This window comes from Streptomyces sp. NPDC048018 (assembly GCF_043202995.1).
GTDB lineage: Bacteria > Actinomycetota > Actinomycetes > Streptomycetales > Streptomycetaceae > Streptomyces.
In genome coordinates, this window is the sequence record NZ_JBIDBK010000007.1 from 243,788 (window position 1) to 267,256 (window position 23,469).

25 protein-coding genes and 1 pseudogene are annotated in these 23,469 nt (G+C 70.1%); 19 read left to right on the forward strand and 7 right to left on the reverse strand.

Annotated features, from left to right (window positions below):
* Window positions 1-21: 21 nt before the first annotated feature.
* The 12 genes and pseudogenes from ACGF1Z_RS26960 to ACGF1Z_RS27015 all read left to right on the forward strand — a co-directional run bounded on the left by ACGF1Z_RS26960 (window position 22) and on the right by ACGF1Z_RS27015 (window position 9,023).
* Entirely contained in the window at window positions 22-729 is a 708-nt protein-coding gene (locus ACGF1Z_RS26960; protein ID WP_393008256.1) for a hypothetical protein, read from the forward strand.
* Between the two features lie 141 nt (window positions 730-870).
* Complete coding sequence (locus ACGF1Z_RS26965) at window positions 871-1,308, forward strand: hypothetical protein (RefSeq protein ID WP_393008258.1); 438 nt, start codon at window positions 871-873, stop codon at window positions 1,306-1,308.
* Window positions 1,305-1,721, forward strand: coding sequence for a hypothetical protein (locus ACGF1Z_RS26970; protein WP_393008260.1), 417 nt, complete (start codon window positions 1,305-1,307; stop codon window positions 1,719-1,721). The genes ACGF1Z_RS26965 and ACGF1Z_RS26970 overlap by 4 nt, the downstream gene beginning before the upstream one ends.
* Window positions 1,722-2,117 (forward strand): hypothetical protein, encoded by a 396-nt coding sequence (locus ACGF1Z_RS26975; protein ID WP_393008262.1) that lies wholly within the window; start codon window positions 1,722-1,724, stop codon window positions 2,115-2,117.
* 32 nt (window positions 2,118-2,149) lie between these two features.
* Window positions 2,150-2,989 carry a winged helix-turn-helix transcriptional regulator gene (locus ACGF1Z_RS26980; RefSeq protein WP_393008264.1) on the forward strand — a complete coding sequence of 280 codons (840 nt, stop codon included), beginning with the start codon at window positions 2,150-2,152 and terminating at the stop codon, window positions 2,987-2,989.
* Complete coding sequence (locus ACGF1Z_RS26985) at window positions 2,986-3,411, forward strand: hypothetical protein (RefSeq protein WP_393008266.1); 426 nt, start codon at window positions 2,986-2,988, stop codon at window positions 3,409-3,411. The genes ACGF1Z_RS26980 and ACGF1Z_RS26985 overlap by 4 nt, the downstream gene beginning before the upstream one ends.
* Before the next feature lie 60 nt (window positions 3,412-3,471).
* Window positions 3,472-4,743, forward strand: coding sequence for an MFS transporter (locus ACGF1Z_RS26990; protein WP_393008268.1), 1,272 nt, complete (start codon window positions 3,472-3,474; stop codon window positions 4,741-4,743).
* Entirely contained in the window at window positions 4,740-6,245 is a 1,506-nt protein-coding gene (locus ACGF1Z_RS26995; RefSeq protein ID WP_393008270.1) for an acetyl-CoA carboxylase biotin carboxylase subunit family protein, read from the forward strand. Before ACGF1Z_RS26990 ends, ACGF1Z_RS26995 begins: the two co-directional genes overlap by 4 nt.
* The gene (locus ACGF1Z_RS27000) at window positions 6,242-7,120 is read left to right on the forward strand and encodes a DUF317 domain-containing protein (RefSeq protein WP_393008272.1); all 879 of its coding nucleotides are present in this window, start codon (window positions 6,242-6,244) and stop codon (window positions 7,118-7,120) included. The genes ACGF1Z_RS26995 and ACGF1Z_RS27000 overlap by 4 nt, the downstream gene beginning before the upstream one ends.
* A gap of 13 nt (window positions 7,121-7,133) precedes the next feature.
* Window positions 7,134-7,967, forward strand: a complete 834-nt coding sequence (locus tag ACGF1Z_RS27005; protein WP_393008274.1) for a hypothetical protein — start codon at window positions 7,134-7,136, stop codon at window positions 7,965-7,967.
* Between the two features lie 162 nt (window positions 7,968-8,129).
* A pseudogene (locus ACGF1Z_RS27010) lies at window positions 8,130-8,246 on the forward strand (hypothetical protein); the annotation flags it as partial.
* 153 nt (window positions 8,247-8,399) lie between these two features.
* Window positions 8,400-9,023, forward strand: a complete 624-nt coding sequence (locus tag ACGF1Z_RS27015; protein ID WP_393008276.1) for a SpaA isopeptide-forming pilin-related protein — start codon at window positions 8,400-8,402, stop codon at window positions 9,021-9,023.
* Between the two features lie 157 nt (window positions 9,024-9,180).
* Here ACGF1Z_RS27015 and ACGF1Z_RS27020 read toward each other — a convergent pair whose 3' ends face one another.
* On the reverse strand, window positions 9,181-9,333 hold the full coding sequence (locus tag ACGF1Z_RS27020) for a hypothetical protein (protein ID WP_393008278.1): 153 nt from the start codon (window positions 9,331-9,333) through the stop codon (window positions 9,181-9,183).
* A 171-nt stretch (window positions 9,334-9,504) separates the two neighbouring features.
* Between ACGF1Z_RS27020 and ACGF1Z_RS27025 the strand changes: the two genes are divergently transcribed.
* Window positions 9,505-10,611, forward strand: coding sequence for a hypothetical protein (locus tag ACGF1Z_RS27025; protein WP_393008280.1), 1,107 nt, complete (start codon window positions 9,505-9,507; stop codon window positions 10,609-10,611).
* A 228-nt stretch (window positions 10,612-10,839) separates the two neighbouring features.
* On the opposite strand, the gene ACGF1Z_RS27030 is transcribed toward ACGF1Z_RS27025, so the two are convergent.
* Complete coding sequence (locus ACGF1Z_RS27030) at window positions 10,840-11,250, reverse strand: endonuclease domain-containing protein (protein WP_393008282.1); 411 nt, start codon at window positions 11,248-11,250, stop codon at window positions 10,840-10,842.
* Window positions 11,251-11,418: 168 nt separating this feature from the next.
* Window positions 11,419-11,889 (reverse strand): hypothetical protein, encoded by a 471-nt coding sequence (locus ACGF1Z_RS27035; RefSeq protein ID WP_393008284.1) that lies wholly within the window; start codon window positions 11,887-11,889, stop codon window positions 11,419-11,421.
* A gap of 299 nt (window positions 11,890-12,188) precedes the next feature.
* Here ACGF1Z_RS27035 and ACGF1Z_RS27040 point away from each other — a divergent pair, with 299 nt between their 5' ends.
* The 3 genes from ACGF1Z_RS27040 (at window position 12,189) to ACGF1Z_RS27050 (ending at window position 13,615) form a co-directional block, all read left to right on the forward strand.
* Window positions 12,189-12,575, forward strand: coding sequence for a DUF317 domain-containing protein (locus ACGF1Z_RS27040; protein ID WP_393008286.1), 387 nt, complete (start codon window positions 12,189-12,191; stop codon window positions 12,573-12,575).
* 12 nt (window positions 12,576-12,587) lie between these two features.
* Window positions 12,588-12,863, forward strand: coding sequence for a hypothetical protein (locus ACGF1Z_RS27045; protein ID WP_393008288.1), 276 nt, complete (start codon window positions 12,588-12,590; stop codon window positions 12,861-12,863).
* Window positions 12,864-12,937: 74 nt separating this feature from the next.
* Window positions 12,938-13,615: a DUF317 domain-containing protein gene (locus ACGF1Z_RS27050; protein WP_393008290.1), complete on the forward strand. Its 678-nt coding sequence runs from the start codon at window positions 12,938-12,940 to the stop codon at window positions 13,613-13,615.
* A 350-nt stretch (window positions 13,616-13,965) separates the two neighbouring features.
* On the opposite strand, the gene ACGF1Z_RS27055 is transcribed toward ACGF1Z_RS27050, so the two are convergent.
* A complete protein-coding gene (locus ACGF1Z_RS27055) occupies window positions 13,966-14,661 on the reverse strand; it encodes a hypothetical protein (protein ID WP_393008292.1) in 696 nt (231 codons plus the stop codon).
* Window positions 14,662-14,745: 84 nt separating this feature from the next.
* Entirely contained in the window at window positions 14,746-15,051 is a 306-nt protein-coding gene (locus tag ACGF1Z_RS27060; RefSeq protein WP_393008294.1) for a hypothetical protein, read from the reverse strand.
* A gap of 383 nt (window positions 15,052-15,434) precedes the next feature.
* Between ACGF1Z_RS27060 and ACGF1Z_RS27065 the strand changes: the two genes are divergently transcribed.
* The 3 genes from ACGF1Z_RS27065 to ACGF1Z_RS27075 all read left to right on the forward strand — a co-directional run bounded on the left by ACGF1Z_RS27065 (window position 15,435) and on the right by ACGF1Z_RS27075 (window position 21,063).
* On the forward strand, window positions 15,435-16,211 hold the full coding sequence (locus ACGF1Z_RS27065) for a hypothetical protein (RefSeq protein ID WP_393008296.1): 777 nt from the start codon (window positions 15,435-15,437) through the stop codon (window positions 16,209-16,211).
* Window positions 16,212-16,645: 434 nt separating this feature from the next.
* Complete coding sequence (locus tag ACGF1Z_RS27070; protein WP_393008298.1) at window positions 16,646-17,563, forward strand: hypothetical protein; 918 nt, start codon at window positions 16,646-16,648, stop codon at window positions 17,561-17,563.
* The gene (locus ACGF1Z_RS27075; protein WP_393008300.1) at window positions 17,548-21,063 is read left to right on the forward strand and encodes a DEAD/DEAH box helicase; all 3,516 of its coding nucleotides are present in this window, start codon (window positions 17,548-17,550) and stop codon (window positions 21,061-21,063) included. Before ACGF1Z_RS27070 ends, ACGF1Z_RS27075 begins: the two co-directional genes overlap by 16 nt.
* A gap of 41 nt (window positions 21,064-21,104) precedes the next feature.
* Here ACGF1Z_RS27075 and ACGF1Z_RS27080 read toward each other — a convergent pair whose 3' ends face one another.
* Window positions 21,105-22,808 carry a mobilization protein gene (locus tag ACGF1Z_RS27080; RefSeq protein ID WP_393008302.1) on the reverse strand — a complete coding sequence of 568 codons (1,704 nt, stop codon included), beginning with the start codon at window positions 22,806-22,808 and terminating at the stop codon, window positions 21,105-21,107.
* Between the two features lie 4 nt (window positions 22,809-22,812).
* Window positions 22,813-23,331 carry a plasmid mobilization protein gene (locus tag ACGF1Z_RS27085; RefSeq protein WP_393008486.1) on the reverse strand — a complete coding sequence of 173 codons (519 nt, stop codon included), beginning with the start codon at window positions 23,329-23,331 and terminating at the stop codon, window positions 22,813-22,815.
* Between the last annotated feature and the right edge of the window lie 138 nt (window positions 23,332-23,469).

A 23,469-nucleotide genomic window follows, 5' to 3' on the forward strand; every position in this document is an offset into this window, starting at 1 on the left:
CCTCCGAATCCCAGGAGCCTCTTGCCCTCTTCCGAATACGAGCCCGTCTTTCGCCTGGAGGGCTATCAGCCCGCTTCCCCGCTGGCGGCGGCCCAGTTCGATGACCGCATCGCCCTCCACGACACTGAGCTGAACGTCTTGGCCCAGCACCACACCCCCGACGGCCGACAGAGCTTCTTCATCCTCCACGACGCCTCCGCCGTCTACGGCCCGCCCGGTGATGTGCAGCTCGTCGCCCTGCACATCACTCGCGACGCCCAGGCCCGGACCTTCACCTTCGACAGCGCACGGCTGCCGCTGTGCGCGCTGGCTCAGTCCTGGCTCATCCAGCGCCACTGCCCGGCACCCGCCCTCAGCAGACCCGACGACGTTGGAACGGACCCCGCCGACGAGACGACGGTCGCGCTGGAGCAGCGCTTCCGCGACCACGGCAACCACTTCTCGATCGTGATGAGTTACTCCGGCGAGGGATACCCGACCCAGGAGACCGTGGTCCTCCTGGAGGCCGCGGGCCGTGCCCTGCCGCAGCCCTACCGGCTGCTGCTGGAAACCACCGACCTGCGCACCTGCACCCACCAGCTGCGCGAGGGCGCCTTCGCCACCGCGGACGCCGCCCTCGCCTGGCTGGAGGACCGCAGTACCCCGATGCCCAAGCCCCGAGCCGTAGCGTCCCAGCAGCTCCCAGTGAAGCCCGCCGACCCGGCGCCAACTTCGGGGCGGACGCGGTGACCGCTCGGCGCGAGCGGCGGAAGGTAGCAGAGATTTCCCGGTTAGGTGAACCGGCGATTCTCCGGATCCTAGACATCACCCGCCCGGAGCGACCGCTTCCGGACCTTCCCGCCTGTCCGCTTCAAGGAGAGGAGTCTGCCCGTGTCCGACGAAGACGACGACGTCCTGCACGCCGTCGCCCGCCAGATCGAGGAACGCTTCGGCGTCCCCCTCGGCGAGCTGCGCGAGACCGTGGCCGCCGCCCGAGGAGCTTCGTTCCTGCCCACCGCGGTCGTCCGCTGGTACGAGGACCTCGAAGAGGCCCAGCGCCTGCTCACCTCCGCCGAGGACGAGCTGGTCGACGCCCTGCAGTCGGCCCCGTCCGGTGAACTGGACGACCAGGTCATGGCGCTCGCGCAGCGCGTCGACACCGCGCTGACCATCCGCGACGGCCGGGCGCTGACCGTGCGCCACCTCTTGGAGGACTACCCGCTGCCCGAGCGGCCGGCCACCAGCCGCGCCGCCCGCCGGACCGGACCCGTCCTGACGACCACCCCGGTCCCGCAGGCCGCCCCCGTATCCGTGAGGACCCGCCGATGAGCACCTCCATCAAGCCCAGTAGCCAGGACGAACGCTTCGCCGAGGTCTTCGGAGCCCCGCTCGACCAGCTGCTCGCAGCTCCTCACCCCACCCGGCACCTGCGCGAAGCCCTGGAGCTGCGCGCATTTCTGGCCGTGACCGAGGATCACGTGGTCTGGGTCCGCGACCGTGTCCACGAGCGCAGCGCCCCAGACCGGCCGATGGACGAGCTGTCCGAGGACGACCTGCGAATGGACGCCGAGTGGATGGAGGCCGCGCTCCAGGCCCGCCGCGGCTACCTGACGGCCCTCGACAAGGTCCTGCGCTTCGAACCCCCGCCCGAGTACCAGCCCGCGGTCACGTTCCCCCAGCCCATGGTCAGCGCACGAGCCGTACCGGCGGAGCAGACGACGGCCCGGGCGAAGGGACGCTGATTGCCCCACCCCGTAACCGACCAGCTTGCCGAGCGTCTTGAATCGCTTTACGGCAGGTCCCGGGCCGAGCTTGCCGCCATCTCCAGCACCGAACGGCCGAACATGCTGGCCACTCTCCTCGACGCGCTGGCTGGCATCGAACTGGCCGAGAAGAACATCGAGTTCCAGCGCGAGCGGCTTCTCCAGCTCGCCGCCCCAGACCGTGACATCGGCCCCGCCACAGCCGGTCATCTCCTCGACTGCAGCCGCCGGATCGCCGAATCGGCCGCCACCCGCGACACCCAGGCCCGCTTCGCCACCGCCGTGATGCAGAGCCTCCACCGCGCCCCGGCCCCCGCCGCCACGCCCGTCGCCCAGACACCGGCCCTGGCCGCAGCCACCGCGCGCACCCGCTGAACACCCCACCACCACGCCTCAGGAGTACTCCCATGCCCGCATCCGGCCTGCCCGACCCCGCCCCCAGCAACCTCGACCTGGTGGTCCAGGCCCTGGAGGCGATCTCGCCGAGGTGGAACGCCTGGGCGCTGATGAGCCTGACGGAACCCGCCCGCTACTTCGACCTCAAGGCCCGGATGCCGTGGATGCACGATGGCCAGCTCCACCCGAAGATCCGCGATCTGCAGGCCGCGGGCCTGGTGCGGCGCACCGAGCACAGCCGCCGCCACGTCGTCTACGCGCTCACCGACCGGGGTGCCGCGCTGCTGCCCGTGCTCGACCACTTCGCCGAGTGGGGGACCAAGCACCTGGAGCGGCCCACCGTGAAGAACCCCGTCACCAAGGAGACGACGACCCGTCCGGTGGCCAAGGCGGAAGAGATCGAGGACGCCCTTGCCTTGATCTCCCCCCGGCACGCCACCGCGATCCTGTGGGCGCTTCGCGACCGCGGCGCCGCCCTCGCCGCCGCCCTCGCCGCCTCCGTTCTTCCCGACGCCCACCCCACGGCCATCTACCACCCGCTCAAGCGACTTTCGGACAAGGGCCTCGTGGGGCGTGACCGGGACGGGAAGTTCACGCTCACCGCCGCCGGCCGGGGCCTGAATATCGCCTACCAGGCGCTCACCGCCTGGGCCACCGGTCGGCCCGCCGCCCGTCCCGCGCCGGCGCGGGACGCGGCCATACCCACCCAGGCCAGCTCCTCGGTCAAGGCCGCGGACGCTGTGCTGGCGACCACCTCGGCGGTGCCCGCGTGGAGGTCCGGCGACCTGTTCTCCCACCCGCCGGTCGCCCGCCCGGCCAAGGCGTCGGCGGCGGGAGGCGTGCGCCGGTGAGCGAGGCCGCCGAGCCGCGACCGGTGGTCGCTCTGGGCACGAAGACCGCCCGCGACGCCCTTGCCGCCCGCGGTCTCGTCCTCGCACCCCACCCACCCGGCACCGCTCTCGCCATCCTTGCCGACCTGATCCGCGAGACCGCCGCGAACGTCGACGAAGTACAGCAGAGGCTGCTTCAGCGGGCGGACATGGCCATCAGCCAGCTCCAGTCCGTGACCCGGGGGCGCGACCGCTATCGGCACGGCTCCACGGACGGCCTGCTGCAGTCCCTCGGCAGTGAGATCGACTCGCTCGTCGCCCGCCGAGGCGAAGGCATTCAGCGCTTGCGGCTCGCGACCAACACCTACGCCGACCTGTGTGACGCGCCCAAGCCGCCCCCGACCCCTTCCCGGCTGCCGCCGCCCCGTCGCGGCGGACGGTAGCCGCTCTTCCTTCCACCCGTTCGTGGCGGGTGCGCCGCTTCTGATCCCCGACGAAAGCACATGACCGACTTCGTGATCGCCGGCCCCCGGCACGCTCTGCCGCCTCAGTTGTCCCTGCTGCGGCGGATCTACCTTCCCCGTACGGCCGACGCCGCCGCCTTCGCGATGTCCACGTACGGCATCCCGCTGATCGTGCTGGCCACCACCCAGTCCGCCACCCTCACCGGCATCGCCTTCGCCCTCGAATGGGTGCCCCGCCTGGCCGCTTTTTCCCTCGCCGGGCAGATGGTGGACCGGCACGGCACCAAGCGGGTCTTCCGCATCGCGTCGGTCCTGCGTGCCCTGGTGGTCGCCGCCGCCGCCTTCATCCTGCCCGCGCAGGCCGGCGGTACGGGGGCCACCATCACGGTGATGGCGCTCGCCGCGATCACCGGAGTCGTCACCGAGTTCTCCTACATCGCCGCCGAGACCGCCGGCGCTGCCGCCAGCAAGGACGCCGGCGACCGTGCCCACCGGGTGCAGTCAGTCCTCCTGGGCATCGACCAGACCGCCACTCTCGCCGGGCCCGCGCTCGCCGGATTCCTCCTGCACGCAGTCGGCGTCACCGGGACGCTGCTGACGATGGCGGCCTGTTCCCTGCTCGGGGCCCTGCTCGCCCCCTGGCACCGTGAGCCGCGGCTCGTCCCGCCGCCGGCGCCCGCCCTCGCCGGACTGCGCACCGGCTGGAAGACCCTCGTCTCCCTGCCGGCACTGGCCTGGCTCATCACCGGTCTGACCGTCTCCAACATGGCGACCGGCGTCCTGCAGGCCGCGGCCCCGGTCATCGTCGTGCAGCACCTGGGCCAGTCCAGCGCGGCGGTCGGCGTGATCTGGTCCGCAGCCGCCGCAGCGTCCCTGCTCGCCGTCGCGCTGTGCCGCTTCGCGATCGACCGACTCGGCCTGTGGCCCGCTGGCGCGGCCAGCGCCGCCGTCGCCGCCCTAGCCGGGCTCGCCGTCTCCCAGGCCGGCGACTACACCCACTTCCTCGTCCTGACCGCCGTCCTCATGGCCGGCGAAGGAGGCATGACCGTCGTCCTGCGCACCCTGCGCTCCCGCCTCATCCCCGAGCCCGTCTTCGGCGCCACCCTCGCCGTCACGATCCTCGTGATGCTCCTGCCCTTCCCGCTCGCAGGTCTCATCGTCGCCCTCACCCCCGCAACCGCGCTCAGCCACGTGCTGACCGCCTGCGCCGGCCTCCAGGCCGCCGGTCTCACCGCTGCGTTCTGGCGCCTGCACCGCGAGCCCGCCCTGCACACCCGAACCACCCAGCCCGGAGAAGCCACTTCGCCATGACCGCCCCGCCCCTGTCGCGGTTCAGCGCCGACCAGGCCCTTGCCGCCGCCTCCCTCGTCCGCGGTCTCACAGACCGCCTCACCACCCTGACTCCCGCCGAAGCGAACCGGCTCGCCGGCCACCTGCTCGCTCCGGGCGGACTCGCCACCGACATGCGGAGCCTTCTCGACGCCGTCACCCGCCGCCACCCGAACACCTGTGAAGACAAGGACCACCTCCCCGTGACCGTCGCCCCGACCGCCCTGCAGCAGACCACCGGCCGCCCCACGGTCCTCGTCGTCGACCCCGGCGACGAGGTGTACCGCGGCTACTGCCTCAAGCAGGTCGCCGCCGGCTACGACGTCGCCGTCATCACCCCGCAGCCGCTCACCTGGGAGGCCGGCCACGTCGTCGACCACGAACTCGCCGACCCCTACCACCTCGACCAGCTCTTCGCCGCCGGCAAGGCGATCACCGCCCGGCGCACCATCGCGGGCGTCCTGACGTGGAACGAGAACCTGCTCGTCCACACCGCCCAGCTCGCCCAGCACCTCGGCCTGCGCACGAACCCGCCAGCCGTGATGGAGAACTGCCGCAACAAGCACACCACCCGCCGGCTCCTGGCCACCCACCAGGTCCCCTCGGCGCGCTCCGGCCGCGTCCGCGACCTGCTGGAGGCCACCATCCTGGCCGAGGACATCGGATACCCCGTCGTCCTCAAGCCCGCCGGGCAGGCCGGAAGCGTCGGCGTCATCCGGGTCGACAACAGCGAGGACCTGGCCCGCGCCTTCGACTTCGCCGCCGCCGGCGCCGCCCTGGCCGGAGGCCAGAACACCGACGTCCTGGTGGAGGAGTACCTCGACGGCCCGGAGATCAGCGTCGAGTGCGTCACCCAGAACGGCCACACCCACGCGGTCGCCGTCACCCGCAAGAAGCTCGGCTTCGAGCCGTACTTCGAAGAGGTCGGCCACACCGTCGACGCCACCGACCCGCTGCTCGACGAGGTCGCCCCGATCGCCGCCGCCGCGATCCGCGCCCTCGGCCTCGACCACGGCATCCAGCACGTCGAGATGCGCCTCACCACGGCCGGACCGCGGATCATCGAGGTCAACGGCCGGATCGGCGGTGACCTCATCGGCCACCTCGTCCGCCTCGCCACCGGCCTCGACCTGCCCCGCATCGCCGCCGACCTCGCCTGCGGCACAACCCCCCGCCTGGAACACACGCGCCCGCGCGCCGCCGGCGTCACCCTGCTCTACCCGGAGACCTCCGGCACCCTCACCCACTGCTCCATCGACCAGGGCTTCGCCGACCACGCCCGGTGGCTTGACCTCGTCCAGTGGATCGGCGCCATCGGCGACCAGATCGTCCTGCCCCCGGAGGGCGACGTCGACGTCGCCCGCGCCGGCCTCTACGTCGTCACCGGCTACGACGCCGCCAAGGTCGAGCAGCGCCTCGCCGAGACCGCACAGCACATCACCCTCACCGTCCAGCCCGCCGCTCAGACGGAAGGCACCGCGTGACGTACACCCCGGAAGGAGACGTCTACGTCTCCCCGCGCTACCTCGCGGGACCCGACTGGTGCGGCGACGCCGCCTTCGTCCCCGTACGGCACTGGCCCACCCTCCACCTGGAGGACGGCCCCTGCCAGATGCTCATCACCTCACCCGATCAGCGCATCCGCATCGGCTGGTACGGCGACGACTTCGACGTCTACAAGATCTCCGCCAGCGAGGACGCCTCGTCCCCGACCCGTTGGTCGGCGACCTTCAACGATGCCTTTCCCGCCGAGATCGTCGCCGCCTTCACCACCGCGCTCGAACACGACTGGGAAGCACGCAAGGACCAGGACCCCTTCACCGAAGCCCCCTCCCCGTACTGGGCAACGCGGGTACAACCGCTGCTCGACGCGGGCTGGACGACCCGGCGGCTTCCGGGATCGGTCACTCTCGGCGCCCCCGGACGCAGCAGCCGCGCCCATGGCCCCTTCGTCGAGGTCACGGCCCCCGACGGCACCGCGGGGGTGTCCATCGACGTCGGCAGCGCAGACCCCGACGCGGAAACGGTCCTGCTGTGGGCCGGACCGTCCGGATGGCACCGAGCCGAAGCACGTTTCACCTCCCGCACACCCGCCCACCTGATTGCGGCCACCGCGAAGGCCCTGCTCGACCCGACACCGGTCCTGCGCTATCGCGACCAGCTCGCCCCCGAACTCGCCGAGATGGCGCAGCTCACCCCGCTCACCCCGCCGAAACCGCCGGCCCCCACCCCGCTCGACATCCAGCGCGCCCGCCACCGCGCTCCGGCGATCACCACACACAGCGTCCCGCGCTGGAGCACCACCACCCGGCTGCCGGCGACCGCCACACCGCCCGTCGGCCGCTCGGCCCGTCGCTGACCGAAGGAGTCTCGTGTCCCTGCACGCCAAGGAGTTCTTCGACAGGCTCGACCTTCCACTTCCCTTCGGCACAGTCGTCGGCGACGTCTATTACGCCACCCCGACCGACTCACCGATCCGCCTGCGCATCGAGTTCGCCCGCACGATCACGGACCGGGAGTACAACGGCCTGCGCCTGGCCGTCATCCACGCCGAGCGCGGCACCCTCGACACCGTCCACCTCCGCTTCGCCGAGCACGGAACGTTCACCCGCCGCGACGCCAGAGTCGGGCCCGGCGCCGGCCACGGCGTCATCCGCGACTGGCACCAGGGCGGCCTGCCACCCTGGGACGGCGCCGACCTCACCGGCCTGCGCACCGCGATCCTCGACTTCGTCCAGGTCTCGTACCCCGCCCTCAGCACACCCCGGAGCTTCGCCGCACCCGGCTCATGGGCCGATCGCTGGCACGAGACGTTCTGGGCGACCGACACCGTCGTACTCACCCGCCTCCACGAAGCGGCCCAGGCCGTGCTCGACCTGGCCGAGAGCGGCACCTACGACGACAGGCCCATCACCGAGACCCTGCGCAACTCCCGCTACTACGTGATGGACATGCTCGGCCTCCCACTGGACCAGGGCATGCTCGCCGAAGCCGCCGCCGTCACCCAGCTCACCGGCCGCCGCCTCGGCCCCGACACCGCCGGCGCCCTCGAACGCATCGCCAGCATGCCGATGGACAAGCAGCGCGCCCTCGTCCAAGCCGCCTCCCGACGGCACGCGGCCACCCCCTCACCGCTGCGGACCAGCCCGCCTTCCGGCCGCCCCGTACCGGCTCCCGGCCAGGCACCGGCTGCCCGCTCCCACTGACCTCCGCCCACCGCCACACCTGACCGAGGAGAACTCCTTCTTCATGCGTGCCACCCGCCGCACCGCGGCCACCGTCGCCGCGACCACCCTGGCGACCAGCTCCCTGATCTGGGCCCCACTGCTTTCGCCAACGCCCCCGAAATCCCGCCGGGCGCCGTCGAGATCACCAAGAAGGACCCGGACGGCGCCCTTCTCGCCGGCGCCGCGTTCTCCCTCCTCGACACCCTCAACGGCACCAAGGCCCTGACCGGTAAGACCAGCACGGACGGCGTTCTGCGCTTCGAGAACGTCCACCCCGGCACCTACCGCCTTAAGGAGACCGACTCCGGCAGCCCCCTTCACGACCTGGCCCCCGACCAGGACGTCATCGTCACCCCCGAGCACACCGCGAAGCTCACGATCATCGACGCCTTCAAGCCCGCCGAGCTGCTGGTGAAGAAGACCGACAAGAAGACGGGCAAGCCCCTGGCGGGCGCCGTCATCAACATCACTCCCGCCACCGGAACGGGCAAGGCGATCACCCTGACCACCGGCAAGGACGGCACCGCCACCACCAAGCTCCCCGTCTCCTCCCGCAAGGGCACCGCCTACACCGGCACCGAGACCAAGGCCCCCACCGGCTACGAGCTCGACACCACCCCGGTCAAGATCACCGCCAAGCCCGCCGAGAAGACCACCGCCACCTTCACCAACACCAAGAAGAACACCACCCCGCCCACCACCCCGCCCACGACGCCTCCGCCGACGACGCCGCCGGTCACTCCGACGACCCCGCCGACCACGCCGCCGGTCACCCCGAGCACCCCGCCCACCACTCCTGCGACGCCCCGGCCGACCACCCCGACCCCGAGCCAGTCCACCTCCACCGCACCGGTGCCCCCGACGAACACCGCGAGCACCCCGCCCTCCAAGGGCTCCCTCGCGCACACCGGGGCCGACTCCAACACCTGGCTCCTCGCGGCCGGCGGCCTGCTGATCGCGGTCGGCGGCGGAGCCCTGATCGCGGCACGACGGAAGAAGACGGAGGACGAGGCGGAGACCCCGACCGCCGGCTGACCCGCGGGAACGGTCAAACGCCGAGGTGCGAGCCCCGGCACCAGCAAGCGCACTCAGTAGTCCACAGCCACCCCGGCCCGAAGGCCCCGGGAACCACCATGGTTCCCGGGGCCTTCGGCACGTCTGCGGAGACTGTTCCCGATGCGCTCGGCTACCGTCAGACGCGCATGACGGCCACCGAGGCGAGGGCGCCGGCCGCCCACGCGAGCAGCAGGCCCCGCTCCCTGCTGAGGCCATTCGCGTCAGCCCACCGCTTCGTAAGGGAGCGCACGATCATTCCGGTCACGGCCGCTACCTGATTCCTGGACATGGGCAGTCCTTTCGAGAGTGAGGAGCAGCGCCCGAGTTGGCGCCGCGCACTCACAGAAGCAGCGCAAACCCGCTGGTGACAATGGAGGTAGGCCCATTTGCAAGTTAGAGCGGCCCAGGGCGGGAGTACTCGGCTCGCCCGGCGTGCCGTGGCGCCCCTACGCTGCCCGGCATGGCAGTCCAACCCCGTGTCCTGCAGCGCGACGATCTCCTTCGCGCCGCCGCCTCCGCTGGCTTCAGCACGATGACCGAGAGGAAGCTGGAGGGCTTCCGCAGCAACGGCCTGATGCCGCGTCCCGTCCGCGTCGGCAACGATGGGCGCCGCCCGGTCTGGGTCTACCCGCCGGGCAGTGACCACCAGCTGGTCCGGCTCCTGCGCTGGCGCGAGCGCACGGTGGACGTGGACGTGCTGCGCGTCGTGCTGTGGGTCGAGCGCTTCCCCCTTGACCTCGACGCCGTCCGTACCTCCGCGACCATCGTGATGGACGACCTGTCGCACGCGCTGGAGCAGCTCCTTCATACCGAGGCATCCCGCCAGGGCCTCGACCCGGTCGACGACCAGGACGCGGTCGTGGGCGCCGTCGCCGCCTCCATGGCCGCGATGCGCGGCAAGAACGCCCTGCCCCGCCCGATCCGCGTCCCGGCCAGCGACCGGGCAGCCGCCGTCGCGCACATGCTCCAGATCTTCGCCCTCGGCACACGGCCGGACGTGACGGAAGACGAGGCGGAGACGATCGAGAAGGTCCTCGGCGTCTCGCCGGGCAGACGGCAGCGGGTGGAAGGGGCCGAGCCCTGGCTGACCGGTCCGGCGAGCCTCCTCGTCGATGCTGCCGACGTCGTGTCCCTGCCGCGGATGACCGAAGCGCTCGCCGAAGCCACCGACGCCGAATGGGAGGAAGCCCGCTCAGTGGCCACGCTGCTCTTCCTCCAGCTCCCCGTCGTCGCCCGCGCCGTCGCCGCCCAGACCGGAAAAGAGAACCTTGCAGGTCTCGGCGTATTCGCCGTTCTCGACAGCGAGCCCCTCTTCGCCGTCCTTCTGCTCGCCTTCGCCATCGGAGCGCGCCGAGCCGACTGGGCTGGCAACGTCGAGGACCTGACTGACTCGCTCATGCCCTGGCCCTCTCTCATCGGAGAGTTGAAGCAGGTACTCGAAATGCCCCAGCCCGTGCTCGACCACAACCTCGCCGGCCACGGGCCCGAGATGCAGGCCCGCACCGCGAGGATCATCCAGGCCCTCCTGGACGGAGATCTAGACCCCGGCCCCAGCCCTGACCGCTAACGCGAGAACCGTCACGACCGGTGCCGTCCAGGCGGACGCCGAGGAGGACCAGCACGCACGAGTGCGCTTGGCCGAGCCTCACCTTCGGGTGGATCCCGTCGGCCTATACGTAGACGAAGTCGCGGTCGGACAGGGTTCTTTGTCAGCCAATCGAGGCGATTGACAGCGAACCCAGTCGTTCCGTCTTCAAAGGTGTAGGACCGAGGTGCTCTGACGGCCGCTCACGCCTCAGTAGCCCCGGAGGTACTCGGCTATCCGTTCGAACTTGTCCGGGTCATCGCCGAGGTACCCGATCACAGAGTTGCACCGCCGATGAAGGATGCCTCTCACGCAGTCACCGCGCGACGTCTTCCCGGGGCAGCACGAGTGATCGTGGTCGATCACAACGTCCTTGTCGAACTTCCCGAGGTGTTGTCCGCATACCGGGCACCGACCGCCTTGACTCAGGTGGATCTCCGCGTACCTGTCGTACGTGATGCCGTGCCTCGCCGCCCTCCTGGCAATCTCCTTCTGATCTTCGTTGCACTTGGTGCTGTCGCATACGTACGTCCACACGGTTTCGTCTCCGCTGGAGACGAATCTGCGCTCGTTCCTTCCTCCGCAGCATGCGCACTTGGGCGTGCCCTTGATCACCGACATTCCGACTTTCACGCGTCCTTTCTCCAGGTGCGCCGGCTGTTGTACCGAGAGGTCACTGGGCTTCCGAGGCCAGGGATGTCGAACCACCCCTCTGTGCATGCGCTCGCTTGTTCCGCTGGGCGGGACCGGCAGGCGCAGGTGGCGCGCCCGCCTCGTCCTCAGCTGGCTTCACGCAGCGGTTCCATTGCCCACAGGACGTGTACGGTGCAGACGCTGAAAAGCCCTGACCAGCTCGCGCTCCACCCATGAGGCGCTGTGGCTCAGTGGGTGAGCCGGATCGCGGTCGGGAGCCAGCGAATACGCGCAGAAGCCGCCTCGAGCCATCAGCCACTCGTGCGCCGGATGCCCAGCCCAGCGTTCGTGAGGACCGTTTTTGATCCTGCCTCGATGCTGGCTGACCCGGCCCCGCACTCCACGCTGCTGCTCTGCCTTGCCGAAGTAGACGATCGAGGACTCGCCAACCGGATAAGTGATGGGCTTATCACCGCCGGCCAGGAAGACATAGACGCCGATCTTGGTGGGGATTCTGGCTGGCCACTCCTCGATCAGGTCGAACATACCGCCGAAAGGCGGCCAGCCGTAGGCCCCCAAGATCTCGGTATTCAGATGCTGCAGTGTGGATTCAGGGTGCTCGGTCACACAAGAACCCTAGGTACGGCCACTGACAGCGAGGTGTCTCTTGGCCGCCTTCCTGCGGGTTCCGGGCTCCGCCACTAACAGGGGCGGACGATCCCGAATGGCGTCATCGCGAGCAGGCTCGTTGACATCCAGCTCAGTCCGCACAGGTCAGCGGTCTACCCACGACTCACTTCGCTGTCGAAGGACACCAGTTCGCCCGAGGCAGACAGGAAGGAACGCGGAAGGACTGGTGGACAAGCGGCAAGGGATGTCAACGTGGACCCCTTCCCGAAAGCACCAGGTCAGAGAGGTGATTGCCCATGACCGTCGATGCTGCGAGGCCGGGCTTCTCCACCACCGTCGCAGACCTGCGGCTGCGGACGTGGCTGCTCGGCCGGGGACAGCCGATGAACGTCATCGACCTGTTCACCGACGCCGACTTCAAGGTCGTCATCGACGACCGGGCCGATGTGCACATCAACTCGCGGGATGGCCAGTTCTACCTCGGCTGGTTCCCCGACGGCCGGCCCGGCACCGACGCAGAGGGCTGGAAACTCGCGGTCACTGGCACTGCGGATGTACCCGGCTACTGCGTCTCCTTCCACAAAGAGACCCCTGCGGCCGTCGTCGTTGCGGCCGTCAGGAGCGTGCTGGCCACGTCCGTGCCCGCCGCCCGCCTGTGCCCCGGCACCCCATCCCCCACCTGACAGGAGCTGCTGTTGTCTTCCCCTCTCACCGCCCGCGATCTCATCGACCGGCTGTCCGCATTCGACCCCGACACTCCGGTGCGCCTCGCCATCAATCCCTTCTTTCCGTTCCAGCACGGCATCGCCGACGTGATCGCGGTGAAGGACACGCTCGGCCGCATGACGGTCTACGTGACGGAGAACGGCGAGCAGCAGGGCCCCGTCCCGCCGGAGGTCACCGTCGCCGTCGGCTGGCACGAGCCCAACGAAGCGCCCCGCCGCGCGCGCTCCGACATCGCCGCGCAGTAACCAACCGCACCTACTGCCTGGAGGCGCCCCTGAACTCGCACCACCCCCTCTATCCCTCCCGCCCCGCCTACTGGGTGCGACCGCGCCATCTGGCCGGCGACGACGACGAACTCGCCGACCGAGTGGCCGAGGTCCTCGTGGAGGCCAGCTGGTCGACTTGGACGACTGCCCGCTCCACCCTGCTGTACCTGAGCCCCCGAGGACTCGCCGGGGCCGAGTGGGTGCGCGGCTCCCACGACTTCCTCCTCGGCGACCTCCAGGTCGCCTGGCACGTCTCCGCGCGCATGCACCCGGCCAGCGCCGCGATGGAGTGGACCGCCTGCTTCACCGCCGGCACACCCCCCGAGGCCATCGCCGACTTCCTCCTGGCCACCGATGCCCGTACCGACCCGGCCGTCAACTACGACGACTACGGTCGCGTCCTCGATGCCCTGTGCGCGCAGGGCTGGGCCCGGGACATCGACACCCCCGATACTCGCGCCTGGGATCCCGGCATGTCGGCGGGATTCGCCTGGGCCGAGCTTCCCGAGATGATCAGCGACGGCGACCCGCGACCCGGCCTGTCCGGGTGGCAGGCGTGGGCCGAGCCCGTAATCGGTGACCCCTACCAGTGGACCGCAGTCTTCAGCGCCAGCGTCCCCCACGATTTGGTCTCGGCCTTCGCCGCGTCGCTTGCCGCGCCCACTCCGGTGCTGCGCCGCAACCCGCCCGAGAGCGCCGCCGGCCGTCTCTTCGTGACGCCCGCACCCTGACCTACCCCCCCGGGTCGGCATTCTGTTCTCCGAGGAGGTTCCCCTGCCATGCCCTCTTCCCCGCCTCACCGCCCACCACCCGGACGGTAAGGTCTGCCCGGCCGCCGGTCCTGCCCGGCACCTGGTGTCCACAAGCGGCCGGCCGCGCACTCCGCAGTGCGCCGGCCGGGCCCGATGGGACGCGACCCGCGTGTGCGGATGGACCTATACCGCCACCGCGAAGGTGATCACGGACGACGAGCGCCGTCGCCACACCTGCCCTTGACAACCGCGGGCGCTGCTCGACGAGCAACGAAGACGGCCCCTGGACTCCGATGCGGAGCCCAGGGGCCGTCGTCGTGTGTGCTCGTTCAGCCTCGGGCCTTGTTGACCGCACGGGTCAGGTGCGTGTCGACGAGGGCGGGAGAGCCGGACACGACGATGAGGACGGAACCGGCGCGTACGGCGGTCTGCTTCATCACGGTGTCGCGACCACCTGCGGTGAAGGTGAGGAGCTGGCTCCAGGCTTCGTCGCCGAGGGCGGGCGCCGGGAGCTTCTGCGTCGTGATGGCGATCGGGGCGTCGCCCACGACGACCTGGTACACCGGGCAGCCGGTCATCGCCTCGAACACGGTCCTGGTGCCCGGAGCCAGCTTGGAGACGGTGTCGCTGTACAGCTCCTCGGTCACCTCGGAACCGGAGCCGCGGATGTAGGAGAACGCGGCCTCCGCGCTGTTGGGGAAGTCCAGGTCACTGCCGGCGGCGCCGTCGCCGCCGAGCTTCTCCAGCGCGGGGCAGCCGATGACGGTGACATCGTCGCGGTGGCTGCTGTCGGTCTTCGCCTGACGGGTGTAGCCCTGGCCGAGGTCGGACTCGTCCAGCAGCCGCTCGGAGAGCGCGGCCGAGGAGAGCGGGGCCTCTGCGGGCTTTGCCGCAGCAGTCGACTTGCCCGGGGCGGCCGGCGCGGAATCGGAAGGAGCAGGGGAGGCGCTGCCCTTCGCGCAGCCCGAAGCGGTGAGGGCGACAAGAGCGGCAAGGGACAGAACGGCGGAGGCGCGACGGTGCACGGAGATCCTTCGGTGGTCGGATGGTCTGACAGTGCCGGGCCCGAAACGGGCTCTCCTCCGGCGGTTCGGCGGGGCGAGGACGAGCTAGTGCCCGAGGTCTCGCAGGCCGTCGTCGTAGGTGTTGTGCCGGTGGGTGACCGGCCCGCTGTGCCGGTCGTACCACGCGGTGTCGAGGCGGGGCTCGTGCTGCTCGTGGCCGGCGGGGCAGCGCAGCCACACCTCGTCACGGAGGCTGACCACGACCCAGTCGCGGTAGGAGCCGCACGTCCTGCAGGCCCGGACGTCACCGTCGACGACCAGGGGATGGGGGTGCGTCATCATCAGGCCCTTCACCTCCTGGCGCACCACGGCGGGGGATTCGAGCGGGGGCTCGACGTGCGTAGCGCTCATGGCTTCAGCCCATGTCCAGGCTCCTCGCTGCTGACGGGCCACACGCCTGCGTCCGAACATGTCTTCCCCTCCTACGGCTGCCGTCGGACGGGGATCGTGTCTCGAACGGCCAGACCCCTTCAACTCTGGGATTTGCCAATGTCACGTTGCCGAAGCCGAGCGACGCGCGTGCTCCGGGTGGCGGCCAGGTTGCTCTACACCTGGGGAGGACCCGCTGGGTTCCACCAGCCGAAGAGGCTGCGGGGCGTCAGCTCAGTACAGCCGGACACCTCATGCAGGCCCGGGATGTGTCGTCCCTGCGGATGGGCGGCACGATGTGCTTGCCAGGCGCTTTCACGGTGAAGGAAGAGGCGGCGGAGGATAGATGCCGTAACCTTCCCGGTGTGAGCGACCAACCTGCGGGCGAGCGAGGGGACCAGTCCCCCTGGCTTTCGGCATGGGAAATGGCGCTCCGGATGCTCCAGCCCAAGGGCTTTGACACCCATCCGGTTACGGATATCGAGCCGCAGCTCGATATCGTTGTGTCGACCAACATGCTGACGGCCGGCTTCGACGAACCGAAGATCGATGGGCTCCTGCTCAGGGCCGAGTCGCAGCTCAAGCATCTGCAGAAGATCTGGCTCTTTCAGGCGAAGACCCGATCGTCCTCCAGCCTTCCGGGCGAGGAGCTGACGCGCCGACTTCTCCGCACAGCGGAAGAGGCAGCTGGATTCCCGTGCGCTACTTCGTGGGCTCTCCACGCTCTTGAGCCCGCACCACTTGCTGCCGACCCGTTGCTGCTGCTCGATGGGCAGCAGAGGCTCGCAGCACTGGAGCACATCACATGGCACACGGCGGGCTCAGGTAAGTCGGCGACCATCGCGGTCAAGGCGATGGAGCAGTTGTCCCTGCGGCTCGATGAAATCAGCGGTGCCGGACGCACGCCAACGAGCACCGAACTTGCGCGCCTCGCGGATGCTGCCGGCGCTCTCTCGACGCTGTTGCTGGACATCGTTCAGCATCGCCTCGACGGCTCCGTCAAGCACGTCGTACACCCCCTCACGGTTCCACTGACCGAGTCTTCGCCGTGCGGTCTCCTGCGACTGGCTGCGCCACGGGTACCTCGCGCTCCGGGGACGGGCCTGAAGCCCGCCCCGAGTAAGTTCGTCCTCGCCGCATAGCTTCGCGCGGGGGCGCCAATCCCTTCGTGAGGTTGAACGTGACAGAGTCTCCGTGGATGTTCTGGTTGTTCCTCTGCCTGCTGCTGCCCGTTGCCATCTGGTGGTACGGCATACAGGCTCGTTGGCTTTCGCGGCGTGTTCGGATCTGGGCTTCACGCACCAAACTTCGGTGTCTCGCTGCAGTGCAGCGCCGACTGCGGCGCCTACTGGCAGAAGACGCCGCGCCTGAGCTCGAAGAGGAAGGACCTCGGCCCGCCGAGTTGCGCCCACGTTCCTGAGAGGCAGCCTGCCTGATAGCCAAACAGAGGGGACCGCCGGGAAGGGTGGTCCCCTCTCCTCGTTCTGGGCTACCTCCAGATCTGGCACGGACCGCTCGATAGGGTGACCTTGCCGAGGGCCGCCTCGGCCCCCTGTACCCAACCGGTACGGCGCGGGTGGTCTGGAACGAGCAGGGGGTTCGGGTGGCGGATATTTCCCCCGCGCAGGCGCAGGCCCGAGCAACGGCCGTCGGTGGGCGGGTGGCCGACCTGGTACGACGGGAGCCCCGAGGAGACGACCAGGAGTGCCGCTGGGAACTCGTTGTGACCCTCAGCGGAAGCCCCGAGGACCGGGCTGCCGCCGCGTGGATCATCGCCGACGAGATCATGCGGGAACGCACCGGCGGACGTCCCCGGAGCTACGGGAAATGGCATGAGGCCACCTTGAACGGGGTGAAGCTGACCGGGAAGGATCACGTCCTGGTGGAGCACTTCGCGAAGCCCGTCTTCGAAGCGGCAGCCGCGAGGAAGGAAGGCAACCACGGGTTGGCCGGGTACGTGGGCGAATGGCTTTGGTACCTCCTGACCCGCGACCTGCCCGAGGATCCAGTGCGCGCCGTGGAGATCCTCGGACCGCCGAAGGCCGCCGTCAATGACGGAGGTGGCGACGGACTCATCGTCTACCGGGAAGACGGAACGGCCCGGGGCTTCTCCTTTCGTCTGTGGGAGATGAAGAAGTACACCGGGAAGACGAACCGGCCGGACGGGGCAATCTACAAGGGCTGGACGCAGCTCAGCACCAAGGGGGCGACCTACCTGGGAATGCTCTCCTGGGGCGACAAACTGCTCGCTGACGACACCCGGGAGTTCGTGGGCAGTCTGGCTGAGCAGTGGGTCGATGAGGAGGAGTCGGTCGGCGCCGGCGTCAGCGTCGCACTGAATGCCACGGCGATCCCGAAGAAGGCCTTCCACCTCGCGCGCGAGCACTTCACTACCCACAAGCACCCCGGCGCGCTGCAGGGCCTGGTGGTGGCGATCGACGATCTGGAGGGCTTCGCCCATCAGGTGAGGAAGTACGTGTGGACCGCACTCTAGATCCGGCTGTACTCGCGACGGCCCTCGGCGAACACCGCCCCGGCGGGGTGTTGCCCTCGGCGCAGGACCTGCTGGCGGCCATCACCCAACTGGAGATCGCCGCCTTCGGCAGGGACCGTGCGATTCCGGACGATGTGCTGGCGACGGCGTGGCTCCTGCACGGACTGGCCGCGGTCGAGCCCGAGACTCCTGGGTTCGACCCGATGCGGACCCGGCAGGCCCTCGCTGTCAGCGCGCACGTGATGGATCTGGCGCTGGCCGACGAGCGACATTCCCCGACCGAGCAGCTGAGGATCGCCTTCGCCGCCCAGGCCGGGTACCGCCGGTGCGAGCAAGAGCCCAACGCCACCGCCGTCTACCGTCAGGTCAAGAACCTGGTGAACTTCACTTCCTCGCTCACGGCGCACATCGACACTTTGGCCCTGGAGGCCGGTGTCGTGTTCCTGGCATTCGACCGGCCTGATCTGAACCGGGTCCTGTCCGCGTGGCGTCGGCAGTTTGCGGAGCTCCGTGAGCTGATGGACGGCGATCCTCTCGCCGGCACGATGTACGGACCTGCCGAAGCCGTCGTCGAAGCGGTCCACCTCTTGCGCCTGTTCCTCTCGTTCGGCGATCCGGACCGCCTGCAGGACGCACAGGATCTGCTGGGCAGCGTGCTCGACGGCCGGGCTGGCCGCAGTGATCCGTCGGCCCGGTGGGTCGCGGCCCACCTCCTCGGCCTGAGCGGCGAGATGGCCGCCAGTAGTTTGTACTCGCTGCTCCCGGAGGGAACTCCGGATGCGGTTGCCCGGACCTTCGCGATGTCCGATCCGCCGGTGATGACCCTGTGGCGCCCGCAGCGCCAGTTGCTGAACCTGGAGCGGGGCAACCCGGTCGACCCCGCCACCGGCCGGAGCCTGATCAGCGTGCCCACCAGCGCGGGCAAAACGTTGATGGCCCAGCTGGTGATCTGTTCCCACTTGGCGCAGCGGCCCGGCCGCGTGGTCTACGTGTCGCCGATGCGCAGCCTGGGCCGGGAGATGCGGGCCGCGCTGCGGGGCCGGCTGCGGCTGCTGGAGCGCAAGCTGGTCGCCGAGCAGCCGGACTTCCCGCTCGCCGACGGCAGCGGTTCCCTCGTTGGGGACGTGGACATCGTGACCCCAGAGCGGCTCATGCACATGATCCGCAACGACCCGGGCACAGCGCTGAACGAGGTCAGCCTCATCGTCGTCGACGAGGCCCACCACCTAGCCCAGGGCCGGCGCGGGTTCGTGTTGGAGAGCCTGCTCGCCCTTCTGCGGACCCGCTCCGACATCAGGCTGGTGCTGCTGTCCGCCGCTGTCGGCAACCGGGGTGCGCTGGCGTCGTGGCTGGATCCGGAGCGGCCGGCGGAGGAGGTGTATTTCACCGACGACTGGCGCGGTCCTCGTCGGCTGCACGGCCTCATGTACCCGCAGCTGCTCAAGAGCGAGGCCGAGCGCACCCCGCGCAAGCCGAGCAAGAAGCAACCGTCCACCACCCGGTCCACTGTGCCGGTGGCTCCCCGGCTCGACGTCCGGCCGACCGCCGCCGGTGGTATCTTTGGCCTGACCTTCCCCCGTGTCGGCACCAGAGCGTACGCCTCTCCCGACTCCTGGCGGTGGAAGGCTGCCACCAAGCTCACCGGCGGCATCGCCGACTACGAGGTGTTCGCCGCCGGCGCCGCCGCCCTGACCCGGGCCGGCAGCGTCTTGATGGTCGTCGCCAGCAAAGTCATCGCCAGGAACGCCGCGCGCGCCATGGCCGAGCACCTGGACGTCCGCCCCCAGGCTGCGGCGCTCACCGAGTTCCTGGCCGAGACCCTCGGCGAGCACCACCCCCTGGTCGACTGCACCCGCCACGGCGTCGCCTTCCACCACGCCGACCTGCCCGACGACGTCCTCCACGCCGTCGAACAAGGACTTCGTGACGGAGACCTGCTGGCCATCGCCAGCACCACCACCCTCACCGACGGCGTCAACCTCCCGGTGCGCACCGTCATCATCAATCACACGGTCGAGGGTGATCCGACACGCGGGAACCAGCAAGGTCTCAGTCCCGCGAAACTGCTTAACGCCATCGGCCGGGCTGGCAGGGCCGGGCGCGAGAGCGAAGGGTGGGTCATCCTCACCCGCCCCTATCCGCCTCAGGCCGCGGAGTTTGAGACGCTCACCCCCGACAGCGAGCGGCTCACCGTCACCTCCGAACTGTTCAGCGAAGACGCCCTGCGGTCACTGGCCCATGCCGAGCTGCAGCTACAGAACTCGCTCGATGGCCTGTTCGGCGTGATGGGAACCGTCGCGGCCGACTTCACTGCGTTCGTGTGGCTCGTCCTGCAGACCCACGCCGAGACCCTCCACGCGCCCGGCGACCGGCTGGACCCGGTGCGGTCGCTGCTTGCGATGGAACAGGCCGACGACCCTTCGGTCCCGGCCCGCTGGATGGCGCTCGCGGAGAAGGTCACCGCGGTCTACGACGCCACCGACCCCGTCTCGGCTCGCCGGTGGGCCAGCACCGGAACCAGCATCGGATCCGCCCGCTTCCTCGACCAGCTCGCTCGACGCCTCGCGGAACAACTCGTCGCCCACGCCGTCCCCGAGGACACCCCGGATGAGATCAGCGTCTTCTTCGGGCCGCCCGAGTGGTCGCTGGAGCAGACCTTGGCCTTCCTTGCCGAGCAGGGCGCCTTCAAGAACCTTCTGCTCACGCCCGAGGCCCGGGGGAAATGGAAACTCACCAACGAGCAGAGCAAGAGCCTCACTTTCGACGTGCCGATCGACGACGCGGTCCAGGACTGGATCTCCGGCACCTCCATCCCGGAACTGGCCCGCGCCTGGATGCCCGACAGCGTCCCGTCCCATCCCCAGATGCTGGAGCTAACAGTCCAGAGCATCAAGCAGGCATTCGAACACGCGATCAGCTGGACAGCCGGAGCCCTGATCAACCTCGTGAACACCCACCCTCTGCTGACACCCACCACGCCCCGCCTGTTCGCACAAACGGCCTGGCACATCCGGCACGGAGTCGACACCGAGCAGGCCATCACGCTACTGACCTCCGGCATTACCTCCCGCCGCCTGGCCCACCAGATCGGTCGCGCGGCGGTGGAGGCAGGCGTTGGCTCCGGCCAGCTCCGCACCTGGGTCGCCGACCAGCAGATCGACGGATGGGTCAACGCATACAAGGCCAACGCGTACGAGGTTGAGGACCTCCTCGACTACGTGAGCAAGCCAGCTAATCCGCTCAACGAACTGCTGCGAGGACGTCCCGTGACGATGCCTCTCGCCTGGGTAGACCCGGCCCCCGGAGACGGGCCGGTTACCCTGACCCACCCAGGCAAGAAGCCAGAGACCATCAGGGTCAACCGCGACGGTAACCAGATTGCCGCCATCCCCGCCGCCCGGCACCATGCCGCCCTCACCATGATCGACAGCGGCCTCGACCTATACCACTACCTTGAGGCCGGGCACCTGGTCACCACCTTGGTCCCGGCCAGCATGTAGAGCCCCGAGGCCGGGCGGCACCAAGCGGGTTCGGCATCGAGTTACCCACGCACGTGTCGTCCGCGATCCGACCTGGGGAACCTGCCTGCCGGGGAGGCCCAAGATGCGGGATCGGCGGAGGATGCTTCAGCTGCGTCGGAGGGCAGGCCTGCCGTACGGCGCAGGCGCCAGACGAGGACGTCGCTGATCGACTCTGCGGTGCCCAGCTCGCGACGGCCGGCGGCGTCGGCGAGCAGGACGGCTAGCTCGTGGCCGGCGGCCTCGGCGTCGGCAAGCGTGGCTGCCAGGGCGTACCAGCCCTCCTCGGCGAGGACCTGCTCGGCGAGGTGGGGGACCGCCGCGCGAAGGATGGCGGTCTGCCGCTGCAGCAGAGGCCGAGAGAGGCGCCGACCGCGTTGATGGAGCACGGCGAGTGGGTGGAGGGCAGCGGCCCGGTAGGCGGACCGAAGGTGCTCGGCGGCCTGCTCGGCGGCCTCGGCCTGCTGCGCGTGGCCTTTCCTCGCGTGCCAATGCGCGGCGGCGGTGATCAGGAAGAACAGCATGTCGATCGCCATGGCGGTGCTCGCGCTGTCCTCGCCGCGACCAAGGGCCGACCCACCACGAACGAGATCGCGGGCGGCCTGCCGCAAGGCACGGTCGTTACCTCGTACGGCGCGGACATGCGAGCGGGAGGCGCGCTCGAACGCCCAGGCTGCCTCTTGGAGGTCGCGCCGGGTGTGGGCGGCGGAGGTCTTCGCGAGCGCGTCGAGGACCTCGCCGGCGGCGGCGATGTGTGCGGCAGCGAGGCCGTCCTCACCATGCTCGACGATCAGGAGCGACTGCCAGGCGACCGCCGCAGTTCTGCGTCGCGCAGTGGCCGGGGCCGCAGGGCGCAGGGGCTGGACCGCGCCGCCGCTCTGAGAGACGGTGTCCGCGGACCAACGCTCGCGGATGCGGGGCAGGCTGAGGTCGGGAGCGAGGCGGGCGCCGGGGTAGTACACGGGCTCGCCGTCCTTGTTGCGGTCGTCGGGCAAGGCGACCTTGTAGCCCAGGAGGTCGCCCGACGGGGCGACGCGTGTCTTCACCAGAAGGCCGGCTGCGGCCAGGCGGCCGAAGAACTCCTCCTCGCTGACCGCGCCGGCCACGGCCCGCCGCACGGTCTCGCGCAGCTCTTCGCGGGCGGTCCGCTCGCGGCCCTGGCGCTCGGCCTTGTGGCGCTCGGCGCTGGTGGGGCGCTGGGCGGCGGTGCCGTCGCCGGGCTTGAGCCGGCGCAGTCCGAGTTCCTGCTCTAGGCGACGGGCCTCGGCCTGGACGCGGACGGCGTCGCGGTCGAGGTCGGGCCGGTAGCCGTCCTCGCGGGCGAGGGTGGCGAGGATGTGGATGTGGTCGTCGGCGTGTCGGACGGCGACCCAGCGGCAGCCCGCGCCTTGGTCGGGGTCGTCGATGCCGGCGGCGGCGACCATGCGTCGGGCGATGTCGCCCCACTCCGTGTCCGTGAGGATCCGGTCGGTGGGGCCGTTGCGCACGGACAGGTGCCACACGTGCGGCTTCGCCCGCTGGTCGTCGCTGAGGAGGGCGAGGGGCTGGTCGAGGAGCTGCTGGAGCTGCTTGTACGTGGCCTCCGCGTCGCGGCCGGGGTCGGGGGCGGCATGGTCCCAGGACGCCACGAGGTGCGGGTCGACGTGTTCCTCGGCCTTGCCCGGCCCATACAGGTAGTAGAGGAGGCCGATGGTGCGCTTCCCGCGCTTGTGGATCTTCGGGACCATGGGTCTAGCGGCTTTCGAGGAGCTTGTCGGTGGCGGCCTGGACGCGCTCGGTCGCCCGGCGGACGGCGTTGAGGACGGCGTCGAGCTGGGCGTCTGCCGGCCGGTCGCCTGAGTTGATGGCCCGTGCCATCTGGTTGAGGTTGTTGCCGACGTGGCCGAGGTGCCGCCGCGCGGCGAAGATCTCGGAGATCAGCTCGCGTTCGCCGGCGATGGACCCGGCGGCGGACTCCGGGTCGCGTGCGGCGGCGAGAGCGGCACGGGCGAGGAAGGCGGGAAGGCTCGTACGGGCGGCAGCGGCGGCATCGACGAGCTGCTGCTTCTCGGCGGTGTTGAGGCGGACGCTGCACACGTAGGAGCGCTTGTCGGGATCGCTCTTCGGCGAGCGCTTGCGCGAAGCGCTCTTCGCGGCACGGCGCGTGCGGCGAGGTGCGGGCTGTTCCGGCTGCGATCCGTCCTCGGTCGCCGCCTCGTGGTCCAGCACCCCCCGGTGCTGGGCCTCTCCCGCCCCCTCCGGGGCGGGCATGGCCAAGACGCGCTTCCCCGACGGTGAAGAGTGTCTTGGCCGATAACTTGCTCCTCCTGGGGACGAGTTGGTCATCGGCTGGAGAGACGAGGGAAGGGGCGGTTCCTGCGAGTTCGGCATGATCTCTGCGTTCTCGAG